This is a genomic window from Limnobaculum allomyrinae (genome assembly GCF_016649425.1).
GTDB lineage: Bacteria > Pseudomonadota > Gammaproteobacteria > Enterobacterales > Enterobacteriaceae > Limnobaculum > Limnobaculum allomyrinae.
In genome coordinates this window covers 16,424-31,113 of record NZ_JADRCR010000004.1, presented here as the reverse complement: position 1 = coordinate 31,113, position 14,690 = coordinate 16,424, and the positions used below count along the sequence as shown (strand labels likewise).

At 46.9% G+C, this 14,690-nt stretch carries 11 protein-coding genes; 4 read left to right on the top strand and 7 right to left on the bottom strand.

What is annotated here, in order from left to right:
• Window positions 1-66: 66 nt before the first annotated feature.
• A complete protein-coding gene (locus I2494_RS09040) occupies window positions 67-288 on the bottom strand; it encodes a hypothetical protein (protein WP_218466539.1) in 222 nt (73 codons plus the stop codon).
• Window positions 289-611: 323 nt separating this feature from the next.
• A complete protein-coding gene (locus tag I2494_RS09035) occupies window positions 612-938 on the bottom strand; it encodes a hypothetical protein (RefSeq protein ID WP_407657883.1) in 327 nt (108 codons plus the stop codon).
• A 577-nt stretch (window positions 939-1,515) separates the two neighbouring features.
• Here I2494_RS09035 and I2494_RS09030 point away from each other — a divergent pair.
• A complete protein-coding gene (locus tag I2494_RS09030; protein WP_218466538.1) occupies window positions 1,516-5,370 on the top strand; it encodes a P-loop NTPase family protein in 3,855 nt (1,284 codons plus the stop codon).
• 146 nt (window positions 5,371-5,516) lie between these two features.
• Here I2494_RS09030 and I2494_RS09025 read toward each other — a convergent pair whose 3' ends face one another.
• Window positions 5,517-6,524 carry a LysR family transcriptional regulator gene (locus I2494_RS09025; RefSeq protein ID WP_218466537.1) on the bottom strand — a complete coding sequence of 336 codons (1,008 nt, stop codon included), beginning with the start codon at window positions 6,522-6,524 and terminating at the stop codon, window positions 5,517-5,519.
• Between the two features lie 157 nt (window positions 6,525-6,681).
• Between I2494_RS09025 and I2494_RS09020 the strand changes: the two genes are divergently transcribed.
• Entirely contained in the window at window positions 6,682-8,127 is a 1,446-nt protein-coding gene (locus I2494_RS09020) for an MFS transporter (protein ID WP_218466536.1), read from the top strand.
• 67 nt (window positions 8,128-8,194) lie between these two features.
• On the opposite strand, the gene deoD is transcribed toward I2494_RS09020, so the two are convergent.
• From deoD to deoC, 4 genes are all read right to left on the bottom strand, one after another.
• Window positions 8,195-8,908 carry a purine-nucleoside phosphorylase gene (gene deoD, locus I2494_RS09015; RefSeq protein WP_218466535.1) on the bottom strand — a complete coding sequence of 238 codons (714 nt, stop codon included), beginning with the start codon at window positions 8,906-8,908 and terminating at the stop codon, window positions 8,195-8,197.
• A 40-nt stretch (window positions 8,909-8,948) separates the two neighbouring features.
• Window positions 8,949-10,172 carry a phosphopentomutase gene (deoB, locus tag I2494_RS09010; protein WP_218466534.1) on the bottom strand — a complete coding sequence of 408 codons (1,224 nt, stop codon included), beginning with the start codon at window positions 10,170-10,172 and terminating at the stop codon, window positions 8,949-8,951.
• 71 nt (window positions 10,173-10,243) lie between these two features.
• Window positions 10,244-11,008, bottom strand: coding sequence for a DNA-binding transcriptional repressor DeoR (gene deoR / locus I2494_RS09005; protein WP_218466533.1), 765 nt, complete (start codon window positions 11,006-11,008; stop codon window positions 10,244-10,246).
• A 16-nt stretch (window positions 11,009-11,024) separates the two neighbouring features.
• Window positions 11,025-11,702, bottom strand: a complete 678-nt coding sequence (gene deoC, locus I2494_RS09000; protein ID WP_218466532.1) for a deoxyribose-phosphate aldolase — start codon at window positions 11,700-11,702, stop codon at window positions 11,025-11,027.
• Window positions 11,703-11,955: 253 nt separating this feature from the next.
• Between deoC and I2494_RS08995 the strand changes: the two genes are divergently transcribed.
• Window positions 11,956-13,269 (top strand): NupC/NupG family nucleoside CNT transporter, encoded by a 1,314-nt coding sequence (locus tag I2494_RS08995; protein ID WP_407657892.1) that lies wholly within the window; start codon window positions 11,956-11,958, stop codon window positions 13,267-13,269.
• Window positions 13,270-13,360: 91 nt separating this feature from the next.
• On the top strand, window positions 13,361-14,662 hold the full coding sequence (locus I2494_RS08990) for a pyrimidine-nucleoside phosphorylase (RefSeq protein ID WP_218466530.1): 1,302 nt from the start codon (window positions 13,361-13,363) through the stop codon (window positions 14,660-14,662).
• The last annotated feature ends 28 nt before the right edge of the window (window positions 14,663-14,690 follow it).

Here is a 14,690-nt window from a genome sequence, read left to right as displayed (position 1 = left end):
TAAGTTATACAAAAGATTCTATTAAAATGAAGCCAATAGGAGAAAACCATCAGTTCATCGACTCAATCATTTTAATTCATCAGGAATAATATCTGGATGCATTTCGTATATTGGATTCATTATCTCTAATAATATTTCCCCCATTACTTTTCCAGCCGCTAACTTATACGCAGAAAACTCATCTGGACTACACTCGGCTTGAACCAATATTATTGATTCGTTTATATCCTTTCCTATCTTTAGCATCAAATCACTAATAGATTCAGCTACCTCAGTATTGTTTATCATGTATGCTCCTAATTAATTTTTATATAGATATCAGGTAAATAGCAAGGAAAGTGCTTCTTCTAAAGTGACATCAACAATATCAAAAACAGTTCCGAATAATTCACCGATTTAACATGAGAAATAAAGTTCTTTTTCCATATGCCGTATCCCTGTTAACTACAACTTTATTAAGCCTTCTATGCAAGATATTTGATATGAAAAATCAGTAAATTACAGTTGGTAAAATTACTAGAAAGATCAGAATTGTTGAGAAACTAACATTTCTACTCAAAATACCAAGACGTTTTAAAAGGGACAGCACTAACCGCCCCTTTCCAAATTAATTAACTTTTATTTCCGTTTTGCATCTGAAATAGCTGAGTGGTTGATTGTTCGTATAGCTCAAGCAGTATGGGAATGATATGGGCGGAGGCTTTTAGCCATGCGCCGATTTGCCCGAGGTTTTGTGGTTGGGTTTGAATTCCGTTTTCCAGTGACTCTCCTGTATATAACAGCCCGTGGCATAGCCCTTCGATGGATTCGGCGGCGATGCTGCTAAGGTCGTGTAGTTCGATGTCGCTAAGTTGAGTGTATTGCAGATCGGCGATTAGGGTGCGGAGGATGGTGATTGAAGTGTCGGGGGTGGTTTCAGTAAGCGTGTTAGTCATCATTAATATCTCGTGTAAGTAAGATTCAGATAACCACCCAAGACGCTAAACTCGGGTGGTAGCTCAGACGAGGTTAGCGTACCGGCTTACACGAATCCGGCGCTTCTTTCGAAGCCCCTGCCTGAGCCACCATTGTTCGGGGTGAATCAAAGCGCATGACATTATCACATAATGTCATCGTGTAAGTCTCGGAACGCTAACTCCGACTACGGATTTTGCCGTAGTCGGGTGACTATATGCCTGAGGTTTTGTTAATGGAATAGGTTGGTGGGATTTACATGGAGTTGTATGTGGATATGGAATGTGTATCGCAGGAAATGGATCACTAAACCTGAATGATCAGAGGCAACCTATAACTGCCAGTTGTCTATATGCAAGTTCCGTCATGATTGGCGAAAAGCTTTGCTATATCAATCAGCGAGCAAAAATTTCTTTAACGTCAAGAGTCGATATTTGCTCTCTTAAAAAATTACTAGTGGCGGCATTCGCTGCAAGAGTTCCAGCAGACATTCTTTTTCATATTGGGTAGAGTACGGGTTATCTTTGACTATGAGAGCAAGATTTTTATTAAGGTTACGGTGTGGCAATTTTTGACATTGAGAGAGACGAATTACTCCGACTGTCCGATACTCAGCTAGAAGAGCTAATTGCACGTCTAGCTGAGGCCGAAATAGCAAAGTATGGTCATAGCCCAGCGTGGGTAAGCTGGTCAGGTTCAATCAATGCTCCTGACGGTGGAATTGATATCCACGTTCAGGTTCCTGCTACAAAACTAAGCACAGGGTTTCTTGAAAGACCTGATACGATCATTCAAGCCAAGAAACATTCCATGCCAATGGCTGCGATCAAAAAGGAAATGGTCACCGATAAAAAATTGTCACCAACAATTTCAGAGCAAGCTGTAAAGGGTGGGAGCTACATCATCGTCAGCTTAAATGATGATTGCTCTCCTCTTATGAAGAGGGATCGCCTCAAAGCAATGCAAGATGCCGTGAAGGATGATCCTAATAGTGGCAATATTCATCTTGATTTTTACGATCGTTCGAAGCTAACTCAATGGTTGCGTCAACACCCGTCAATCATGCTATGGGTAAAAGGAAAGCTCGGCCAAGGATACTCCGGTTGGCAAGCATATGGTGCGTGGAGCAATCCGCCACAAGGTATTGCAGACACTTTGATTTCTGTTCCTGGTGTAATGGTCACTTTGCCATTAGGAAAGGGCCAAAAACTCAACATTAAGAATGCCATCGATTCGATGAGAGACCTTATCCGGTCTACTAATAAGGCTGTTCGTATCACAGGGTTATCTGGCGTAGGAAAGACAAGGATCGTACAGGCTCTCTTTGATGAAACAGTTGGAATAGATGCCCTCGACCGAACAGTAGCTGTCTATGTCGATACAAGTGCTGAACCAAAACCTTCAGCAACAGAGATGTTAAACAGGCTTATCGCTAAAGGCCAACGTGCAATTATGATCCTTGATAATTGCCCATCAGAGTTACACTCTTCGCTAGCCAGTAAAGTATCAGCCGTAGGCGGCGAAGTAAGCCTCATCACAATTGAATACGATATTAGGGACGACAAACCTCAGACAACTGAGGTAATCCATATAGAAGCAGTCGGACCGGGTGTCGCCGAACAGCTTTTGCTCTGTCGCTTCCCTGGTATTGGTCGGAATAATGCTCGTCAGATAGCAGAGTTTGCTGATGGGAATGCAAGGGTATCTCTAGCAATCGCCGAAAGGTTAGAAGAAGGTGAGAGTTTGGCCCAGCTTTCTGACGAGCAGTTGTTTAATCGTCTGTTTGAGCAACGTAAACATCCGGACGAGAATTTGAGGCAGCAAGCTGAAATACTGTCTCTGGTATATTCATTTTCGGTTTCAATCCCTGAGGTAGGCCGTAATGAGTTGGAAGTGCTAAGTTCGCTCTCAGAGCATTCCCAGAGCCAATTATTTCGATCCATTAAGAAGCTGTTGGACCGCCATATTGTCCAGAAAAGGGCTCATTGGAGGGCCATTCTTCCCCATGCCATTGCGAACAAGCTCGCTTCATCAGCACTTGATAGCATTCCGGTTGAACAACTGAGGGCGACATTTGAAACCCCCGGTAATCAACGTTTATTAATGTCGTTCGCGCACAGACTAGGGTTGTTGCACAATCACCCTGTGGCAAAAGAGATCGTTGAAGCTTGGCTCCGGCCGGATGGGTTACTGGGGCGGATAACAGAATTGGACGATATATCAGCAAAAATGCTGAACTATATTGGCCCGGTCGTGCCTGAAGCACTACTTGGCAAAATCGAAGCTGAAATTACCGCGCCTGATTTTGAAGGTATAGAAGCGCGTTACAATCCATGGCGGCGGACGACTATTCTCAATCTTTTGCAATCATTGGCATACGAACCGAGCGCTTTTGAACGGTGTGTCAAGCTCCTTATCCGTCTGGCAGACTACGAAGACGAGAACAACAACTACGACGCGATTCGAGATAGGATCGCAAGATTTTTCCAACCATATCTATCTGGTACACATGCCTCTTTAGATCAGCGTATTACGATCATGAATGAATGTCTTTCATCAGATGTGGCAGGACGCAGGTCACTGGGAATCAGAATGCTTTCGACAGCTCTAGATGGTCCGCCGTGGACCTGGAACGGGATAAACGAGTTTGGTGCCCGCCCAAGAGACTTTGGATTCCGACCCAACCATGATGAACTTGTGGAGTGGCTTAACACTTTCATCGACATTGTGGTGCGATTGGGAATATCAGGAGCACCAGATCTTAAAGGCCGCGCCCGGTTAACCTTAGCGAAAAAGTTTCGAGAAATGTGGCGCCAAGAAGCGATAAGAGACAAGCTAGTTGATGCAGCTCACAAGTTACATGCTTATCGCCCTTGGGTCGAAGGTTGGAAAGCCATTCGTGCAACGATCTATTTCAACTACAACAAGCACAAAGACAAGGATAATTTCGAAGCGCTTCCAGACAGCCTTGTCGCATTGGAGAGGGAATTAAAACCCGATGACTTGGTTCCGGCAATAATGACATACGTATTCAGCAAGGAACTCAACTATTGGGAGCTAGAAGACAATTTTGTTTATGATGACACCAACAAGTTGCGTGAAGCTAGGGAGCGACTTGAAGCTAAGGCATTCCGATTGGGTGAGGAATTTGCGGCATCAGACCATAAACTTGACGAATTGAGCCCTAACTTATTCTCCAACAATTATGTGTCCAATCTCGCCGCATTCGGGAAAGGTTTAGCTAAAGGAGCGCATGACTTACAAGTTGGCTGGCAACAACTCGTCGATCATCTGAAGCCACAGCCTGAAGCCAACAAGAACTTTGCAGTCTTTATGGGTTTCATCGAAGAAGTTGACTTTGTCGATCCAGCACTAGTACATGAGCTACTCGACCAATGCGCACAACACCCTAAACTTCGACACGTATTGGTCGATTTGCATCCCCAGCGGAAATTCACAGAAACAGACTTGGAGCGCTGCGTAGTGCTTTTGGATGACCCTAGCATTCTCCCATGGATGTATGGACCAATCTTGTGCAGGGAGAAATATGCCAATTTACCCAAAGGCCGTGTCCTCGAGCTTGCTCAACGGCTCCTGAGTAAATCGAATGGCGATGACGTAGTTTTGAACGCTCTCAGCATAAAACTACATGACAAAGAGAAAGCTGTAGATGTACTTGGTACTGATCTTCGATTGGTTGGCCTAAGGGCAGCTATCCAGAGGCTCCGCAGTGATCGCAATGATCCTTGTGAGTCTATGGATTATGACATGAAGTGTGTGCTCGGTACCGCATTACGCTTCGATGGCAATGAGGCCGAAAAATTGGAGTGGTTAGACACGATCTTTTCTATTGTTGATAAACACTATGGTTACATTCATTCATTTGAAAACGTTATTGGGATGACCGCTGCATTAATGCCAGAAGCATTTCTCAATCGAGTTTTTGAAGGTACCGAAGAACAACAGCAACAACGATTATTATTTATTTGCCATGACAGCTTACATCGGTCACCTCTTGCCAATATTGATGTGAACTTCTTGATTGAATGGTGCCGTGCCAGAAACGATACCAGCGTGTGGGGGTCTGTATCGGCAGGTATTAGTCTTTGGTCAAATGATGGAGAGTTGGAAGCGGTTACAATATCAGAATCAGCGATCAAGTTACTGGAAGTTTCTCCTGAACCAGAGGCCATTCTGGAAGCATTCGCCGCGCGCGTCACACCTTCATCTTGGTCTGGTAGTCGAGCAAACGTGATGCAACCCAGGGCGGATGCGATTGGCAGGTTGGCTGAACATAAGTGCGCAGAAATCTCTGTGGCTGCAAAATCAGTGTTTGCAAAACTGATTAAGCAGATAGAATATGAGAAAGTTCGTGAACAGCGGGAAGATGAGGAGCATGAACAACGATTTGAATGAAGGCAACTCAATCCTAACTACTACAATTACAATCCTTGGAATTTTGCTAGTTATATGAGTGTCAACAATCAAAAGATGCCTCGCACCAGCAGTTGACTGAGGGACCAGTCGCATAATCTTCAGAAACCTAAACCAACTGACCCAATTTATAGCAAGGGGTCATTTAGATATAAGATCGATATTGCAGAAAATAATAAATAACAAACCAAAAAGTAATTACCGCGTCTCTTCACTTCCCCCCAACACCAACCCCCGACAAACCTCCACCCCCCCCCCCTCAACCAACGATGCCCCGGATCCACCTCTGCCCGGGGATGCCACATCTGCGACACGGTGATGCCTTTGGTTTTTACCGGCAGCTCAAAAGCGCTGAGTGTGGCTGTCGCCCCGGTCATGGACTGATTAAGCAGAAAAGAAGCCGGAACCAACGCCACCAGATCCGATGCCTTAGCCACCGCCAGTGCCGCCGGAAAACTGGGGACTACAGCCGCAACCTTGCGCTTTAAACCTGACTCCGCCAGCGCTTCATCCACTGGCCCGCTGATATGTTCACGGCGGGAAGCAACCACATGTCCGAAAGCCACATATTGCTCAACGGTAACCTCCGCTACTCCGTCAAGAGGGTGCCCCTTTCTGACCACCCCCACAAACCTGTCTCGAAATAGCGCCTGCAAACGAATCTCCGGCCCCATCGCCCCTAAAACGCCGATTTCAAGATCCACCAGCCCTTCACGCAAATATCGGGAACTCTTCTCTGGCTTGGCGACAAAACGCAGGCACACCAGAGGAGCCACCAGAGCGGCGGCGGCAATCAGCGCAGCGCCAAAAGCCTCCACAAAACCGTCGTTAGCCCGAATGGTAAAGGTGCGTTCCAGCGTGGATAAATCCAGTTCCGTTGACGAGGGGCGAAGTAACACCCGTGCTTCAAACACTACGTTTTGAGTGCGCCCGCGTATCTGTTCAGCATAAGGGGTTAACACCATATGGCGGCCAGCCCGAACCAACAGCGGATCGCCGGTGGCGGCGCGAAGGCGGCTGAGGGTACGACTCATTGCCGAAGCGCTTAACCCCAAACGGCGGGCAGCACCAGCCACGCTCCCTTCAGCAAGAAGCACATCAAGTGCAATGAGTAAATTGAGGTCGGGTTCAGTCATACGGGCATAGTACTCCTGACGAATGAATAAGAGAAGGCGCCTGGTGCAGGTTATAACTGCAAATGCTGCGTCTTCCGCCATATCTCCAACAGGGTTATATTCCCTGAACTAATCTAAACTAACCAGCCTGAATGGCATTAACAAGAGCAACTTCCGTATGGAACTATTTTCTGATCTGCCTGGTGATGAAGGGCTTCCCGGCCGGGAACGTTGTTTAGCCATGGTGGCGGTAATGACCATGACGACTATGGCCGTATTCGATGGCTCGATGATTAACATCGCCCTGCCGCAAATCGCGCATGCTTTAGGGGTTTCCTCCAGCAATGCGGTCTGGGTTTCTAACGGTTATCTGCTGTCGGCAGCGATGACGCTGGCAATATTTGCCGCCATTGCCAGTCATATTGGCTTTCGGACACTGTTTGCCATCGGTTTAAGCGTATTTACGCTGGCCTCGGTGGGCTGCGCCTTTTCCTCATCGCTGGAAATGCTGGTAGTGATGCGCATACTGCAAGGTATTGGTGGTGCGGCAACATTAAGTATTGGCCCGGCAATCCTGCGATCTATTTTCCCCAATCGCCTGCTGGGGCGAATACTGGGGCTGAATGCCTTACTGGTTGCCGCCAGCACCGCTATTGCGCCGGTGCTTGGCGGGACTATCTTATCCACCCTGAGCTGGCAGTGGCTGTTTGCCATTAATATTCCGTTGGGCATTATTGCCGTGGTGCTCGCGCTGCGGGTTATTCCCGGTAAACGAACTACTACCCGTGAGCCATTCGATATCCCCGGAGCGGTGCTGTCTGCGGTGATGTTGGGCGCACTGATTATGGCGGCGGGGGCTTTCTCTCGCCCCGAGGGTGTGGATTATTTATTTAGCCCACTGATAACCTCTGTCGGTTACGGACTAACCGCCATGGCTGCCGGATTAGCCTTTATCTGGCGTCAGCGCCGTGCGCCAAAACCTCTGCTTCCTCTTGGTATGTTTGCCTCTTCGCGGTTTTCACTGGCGGCGTTAACCTCGCTGGCCTCTTTTGTCAGTCAGGGGATAACCTTTGTTGCGCTGCCGTTCTTATTCCAGAGCGTTTATGGCTACAGCGCGTTTGTGTCCGCACTGCTTTTTACCCCCTGGCCAATCGGTATTATTCTGGCGGCACCCTATGCCGGACGGCTGGCGGATCGCTATCCGGCAGCCATTATATCTACCGTAGGGTTATGTCTGTTCGCTGCCGGGCTGGTGCTGCTGGCTCTGCTACCCGCCCACCCACAGGAATGGGATATTGGCGCTCGCAGTTTGCTGTGTGGTATCGGCTTTGGCTGTTTTCAAAGCCCGAATAATCGGGAGATGCTGTCAAATGCATCCCGTGAGAACAGCGGTTATGCATCCGGAGTGCTGGCTATCATGCGCACTTTCGGCCAGTGTCTGGGGGCGGCATTTGTCGGGGCTATCTTATCGGCTTATGCTCAATCCGGTAGTGAACCGCTAAAGCTGGCGGTGCAGGAAGCACAGGCGGTCAGGTTGAGCCTTTGGGTGGCGGTGGCGGCGACAATATTAGCCATGACTATCAGCTATATGCGCAATATTAGTCGCGGTGAAAAGAAAGCCTGAGTTCAGGCCAGAGAAACCGGCATCTGGCTTTATGACGCTCAATAAAGCCAGATGCGCAGATAAACCATTAATCCCCTAACAGCACCGAATCCATGGCGATTTCCACCATCTGATTAAACGATGTCTGACGCAGTTCAGATGATAGCGCTTCACCGCTACGGATATGGTCGGATACGGTACAGATACACAGCGCTTTAGCGCCATACTCGGCGGCTACACCATAGATACCTGCGGCCTCCATCTCGATACCCAGAATGTTATATTTTTCCATTACGTCGAACATCTGCGGATCCGGGTTATAAAACAGATCGGCAGAGAACATATTGCCAACGTGAACCGGCACCTTCTTCGCCTCTGCCGCCGCCACCGCATGGCGTAATAAATCAAAATCGGCAATGGCCGCAAAGTCGTAGCCCTTAAAACGGGTGCGATTAACGCCGGAATCGGTACAGGCTCCCATTCCGATCACAATATCCCGTACTTTTACCTGTGGTAACAGTGCGCCACAGGAGCCAATACGAATAATCTTATCTACCTGATATTCGGTAATCAGCTCTTTGGTATAGATAGAACAGGAAGGGATCCCCATGCCATGCCCCATCACAGAAACGCGCCGCCCCTTATAAGTGCCGGTATAACCGAGCATATTTCTGACATCGGTGACTAATCGCGCATCCTGCAACATGGTTTCTGCAATATGTTTAGCTCTGAGCGGGTCGCCGGGCATAAATACAACATCAGCAAAATCACCCGGTTCAGCATTAATGTGTGGCGTCGCCATATCCGTTTCCTTTCACAAAGTGGTTAACTGGTTAAGATGATTAAAATAATGGTTTGCCGTAATCCATCGCCGAAAGATCCAGGTGTTTCGCTACCGTTTGCCCGATATCGGCAAAGGTATGTCGCAGCCCCAGCGGGCCGGGCTTCACTTTCGGGCCGTATACCAATACCGGAATATGTTCCCGGGTATGGTCGCTGCCAGTCCAGGTAGGGTCACAGCCGTGATCGGCGGTCAGAATCAGTAAGTCATCCTCACCAATCAGCGACAGCATCTCCGGCAGGCGACGGTCGAAATGCTCCAGTGCAGCGGCGTAACCGGCAACGTCACGGCGATGGCCGTAAGAAGAGTCAAAATCAACAAAGTTGGTAAACACAATGGTGTTATCACCCGCCTGTTTGATTTCTCTTAATGAGGCGTCAAACAGCTCATCAATGCCGGTAGCTTTGACCTTTTTGGTGATGCCTTCATCAGCATAAATATCGGCAATCTTACCAATCGAAACAACCTGCCCCTGCTTCTCTTCTACCAGTTTGTTCAGTACGGTGGGTAATGGTGGTTTTACCGCATAGTCATGGCGGTTGCCGGTACGTTTAAAGTTCTCGGGGTTATCACCAACGAAAGGACGGGCAATAACCCGACCAATGTTATAGCCACCTTGCGTAAGCTCTTCACGCACCAGAGCACAGAGTTGATAGAGGTTTTCCAGACCATAGGTCTCTTCATGGCAGGCAATTTGGAATACGGAATCCGCAGAAGTATAGAAAATCGGTTTACCGGTTTTCATATGCTCAACACCCAGCTGTTCCAGAATGGCGGTGCCGGATGCATGACTGTTGCCCAAATAACCCGGCAGCTTTGCCCGTTCTACCAACCGCTGTAATAATTCCGGCGGGAAGCTATTGTTCACATCACTAAAATAGCCCCAGTCGAACAATACCGGCACACCGGCGATCTCCCAATGGCCGGATGGCGTGTCTTTACCGGAAGAGAGCTCTTCCGCGTAGCCATAGGCTCCGATAATTTCTGCCTGTGGATCAAGACCGGCAGGAAACTCACCGGAAGCCTGTTGATTAGCCTTACCCAAGCCCAACTGGCTTAAGTTCGGTAAGGTTAACGGGCCGCTGCGGCCAATATCCGCCTGCCCCTGCTGACAGGCTTGTGCAATATGGCCCAGAGTGTTTGAACCCACATCACCAAATTTATCAGCATCTCGCGTAGCGCCAATACCGAACGAATCGAGAACCATAATAAAAACACGTTTCATTGCTCACATCCTTCAGATAGTCGTCACTGGCGTTTTGGTAAAAACCAGTCGTATGGCAGAGGAGCTCCGTGTTAATACAGGAGTTTGGTTCCCTGCTGTTTAAAATAGTGTTGCCAGACGCGGTCAGGTTTACGGTTAGTTACCACGCAGGCAAAGGCATCCAGAGTGGCGAAACGCCCCACTCTGACCTGCTCAAATTTATTGTGATCGGCAACCAGAATACTTTGGGCAGACGTCGCCATGGCCTGAGCCTTTAAGGCAATTTCATCAACAATAAAGGTGGTAACCCCCTGCGTTAATGAAACGCCAGCAGCAGAAATAAAGGCTTTATGGGGGCGCAAATAATCCAGTTCGTTATGACCACCAACGGCGGTAAAAATATGAGTACTGGTTTTAAATTCACCCCCGCAGAGAATAACCTTACAATGCGGCTTTTCCTGTAACGCCATAAACGTATTCAATGAGTAGCAAATTCCGGTGAAGCGGCACTCATCCGGGATACTTTCAATAATAAAGGGGACGGTGGTTCCCGAATCGAAAAGTATCACTTCATCATCATTAATCAGTTGAGCTGCCAGCTGACCAATATGACGCTTTTCATCAATATTCTTAAACTGTTGTTCACAAAAGAGATATTGATTAACGCCGTTCACCTTCGGATCGGTAACGATATATCCACCCAATAATATCAACGATGAAGGCTCTGCGTTCAGGTCGCGGCGAATGGTCATTTCCGACACATTCAACTGCTGAGCCGCATCTCGCACATAGAGCTTATCGGTATCTTTTAAAATCTGGGTAAGTTTATATATTCGCTCCGTCCGACGACTGCTCATTTGCACTCCTGCCAGGTTAGTAGTCTTTCTTTTCGTCAACCTGCCCTGACACAATACTAACGCCCGAGCTGGTACCAATTCGAGTGGCGCCAGCATTGATCATCATGGTGGCGGTTTCTCGTGAACGTATACCACCGGATGCCTTAACGCCCATCTTCTTACCAACAGTGTTACGCATCAGTGACACATGTTCAACCGTTGCACCACCGGTACTGAATCCGGTTGACGTTTTAACGAAATCTACCTGCAAATCGCGACAAATTTCACAAAGCTTAACGATTTCCTCATCCGTGAGCAGGCAGGTTTCCAGAATCACTTTTAGCGTGACTTCGCCACAGGCCTGTTTAACCGCGTTGATATCCGTGGCTACGTCATCAATCCAGCCACTTTTAAGCCAGCCCACATTGATAACCATATCGATTTCCTGCGCTCCGGCTTCAATCGCAGCTTTAGCCTCATAAGCTTTTACCCAGGTCAGACTGGCACCTAATGGAAAGCCAATAACGCTGCACACTTTTACCGGGCTTCCGGTTAATTCGCTAAACACTAATGGCACATAACCGGAATTAACACACACCGCAGCAAAGTTATATTTCAGCGCTTCACGACAAACCTGAATAATTTGTTCTGCCGTCGCATTCATTGCCAGCAATGTATGATCAATATATTGCTCATAACGTATTGATTGACTCATTATTTTACCTTTTTTATTCCACCCGACAGGAATTTTCCGTCAATATAACAACAAAAATGTTATTTAAATAACATCACACAAAATCATTAAAATCAATAATATTGATATTTTCATATTGAGATAAATGTCACAGTAAAAACATTTATGAATAATTAATGTTACTCTGCAAACAATAGACCATATCAACACTGAGATCTCAATTTTCATTTATCATGAAAATATGCCTCGGTGTTTATTCTATCCGCTTTATTGGCTGTCGAGAATTACGGAGTTTTCTGTGAAATATCTTATTGGAATAGCAGGTATTATTGTTATTTTAGCGCTGGCACTCTTAGCCAGTAATAATCGAAAGAAAGTCAGGTATCCTTATATTTTTATTATGCTTGGTCTGCAATGTTTATTAGCCTTTTTACTGCTGAATACCACCGGCGGCAGTACACTTATTGGGGGAATTGCCAGCATTTTTGATAAATTATTAAAATATGCGGCAGAGGGCGCAAATTTTGTTTTTGGTGGCCTGTTAAACGAAAATAAATTTTCTTTCTTTATCATGGTACTAATGCCTATTGTTTTTATTTCAGCGCTGATTGGAATAATGCAATATATTCATCTACCGAGCCGGGTCATTATTATTCTCAGTACATTATTAAGAAAGATTGGTTTAATTAAGAGCAATGAATCTGCCTCTTTTTTAGGCCAGTCATTTTTAACCATGATTATTAAAGGCATCGGTATTTTATTAAGTAAAGTAAACGGCATGGGCAAGCTCGAATCTTATAATGCTGTCGCTTCTGCTATTTTGGGTCAGTCCGAAGTTTTTATTTCGGTGAAAAAATCATTGGGTTTTCTCCCACAGCATCGTCTTTACACCCTTTGTACTTCGGCTATGTCGACCATTTCCATGTCCATCGTGGGTGCCTATATGACGCTGTTAGATCCGGTGTATGTGGTTACCGCTATTGTCTTAAACCTGTTTGGTGGATTTATTATTGCTTCCATGATTAACCCTTATCGGGTCGATCCTGAGGAAGATGTTTTGGAGGTGCTGGCTGAAGAGAAGCAGAGCTTCTTTGAAATGCTGGGGGAATATATTCTTGATGGTTTCAAAGTTGCCATTATCGTGGGCGCAATGCTGGTTGGTTTTATCGCTATCATCGCCATGATCAACGCTATCTTCAGCTATTTATTTGGTATCTCTTTCCAGGATTTCCTGGGCTATGTGTTCTCGCCTTTGGCCTTTTTAGTGGGTATTCCGTGGGATGAAGCAGTTAGCGCCGGAAGTCTGATGGGAACCAAACTGGTCAGTAATGAGTTTGTTGCTATGGATCAGCTAAAACAGGGATTAGATAACGGTACCTTCCTGTTTTCAGAACATACCAAAGCCATTATCTCAGTGTTTCTGGTCTCTTTTACTAATTTCTCTTCTATTGGCATTATCAGCGGCGCGATTAAAGCGCTGAACCCTCAACAGGGTAATGTGGCATCTCGCTTTGGTTTGAAATTGCTGTATGGCGCAACATTAGTTAGCTTCCTGAGCGCTGCCATTGTCGGGCTAATTCATCACTAAAACAGGATATTTTTGCCAGTTAGATAACTGGCATTGGGATAATTTTAAATCGGTGTAACGGGCCGTTTTACTCAACAACAAGGTAAATACTATGAGAATCGTTGATCTGATTGCCAAAAAACGCGACGGTAAAGAACTTTCCGCGCAAGAAATTGAATTCTTCGTCAAAGGCTATACCGATGGCTCCATCCCTGACTATCAGGCCAGCGCTATGATGATGGCCATTTACTTTCAGGATATGACCGATCGCGAATGCGCAGACCTGACCATGGCGATGGTGAATTCCGGCGACACGATAGATTTATCGGCAATTGACGGTATCAAAGTGGATAAGCACTCTACCGGCGGGGTGGGTGATACCACTACGCTGGTGCTGGCTCCATTAGTTGCTGCCCTTGATATTCCGGTAGCCAAGATGTCTGGCCGCGGTCTGGGACACACCGGCGGTACGCTGGACAAGCTGGAGTCGGTAACAGGCTTCCATATTGAAATCAATAAAGATGAATTTATCGATTTGGTAAATCGCCACAAAGTGGCCGTTATCGGTCAGTCTGGCAATTTAACACCGGCAGATAAAAAGATGTACGCTCTGCGGGACGTGACCGGTACCGTCAACTCGATTCCACTTATCGCCAGCTCCATTATGAGCAAAAAGATTGCCGCGGGTTCTGACGCCATCGTATTAGATGTTAAAACCGGCGCTGGCGCGTTTATGAAAACCGATGAAGATGCCATTGAGCTAGCCAAATCGATGGTGCGCATTGGTAACAACGTGGGACGACATACCATGGCGGTGATTTCCGATATGTCACAGCCCCTTGGTTTTGCTATCGGTAACGCGCTGGAAGTACAGGAAGCTATTGATACCTTAAAGGGCAAAGGCCCGGCAGATCTGACGGAACTGACTCTGGTGTTAGGCAGCCAAATGGTGGTGTTAGCCAAAAAAGCTAACAACCTGGAAGAAGCACGTCAGATGCTGCTTGAAGTGATTAACAACGGTAAGGCACTGGACAAATTCAGAGAGTTTCTGGCCAATCAGGGCGGCGATGCTTCCGTTGTCGACCATCCGGAAAGATTACCTCAGGCGAAATTCAAAATTGAAGTGCCCGCCAAAACCTCTGGCGTAGTGGCAAACATTGTCGCCGATGAAATTGGCGTTGCTGCCATGCTGCTAGGCGCTGGCCGAGCCACCAAAGAAGACGATATCGATTTAGCCGTTGGGCTGATGCTGCATAAGAAAATGGGCGATAGCGTTCAGGTCGGTGATTCGCTGGTCACCATTTACGCTAATCGGGAAGAGGTCTCCAGCGTGATGGAGAAGATCTATAGCAGCATAGAAATCGCCGAACGCGGACAGGCTCCTAAACTGATTCATACGGTCATTACTCAGTAATCCAATGAGTTATCTGCCACCTTTTATC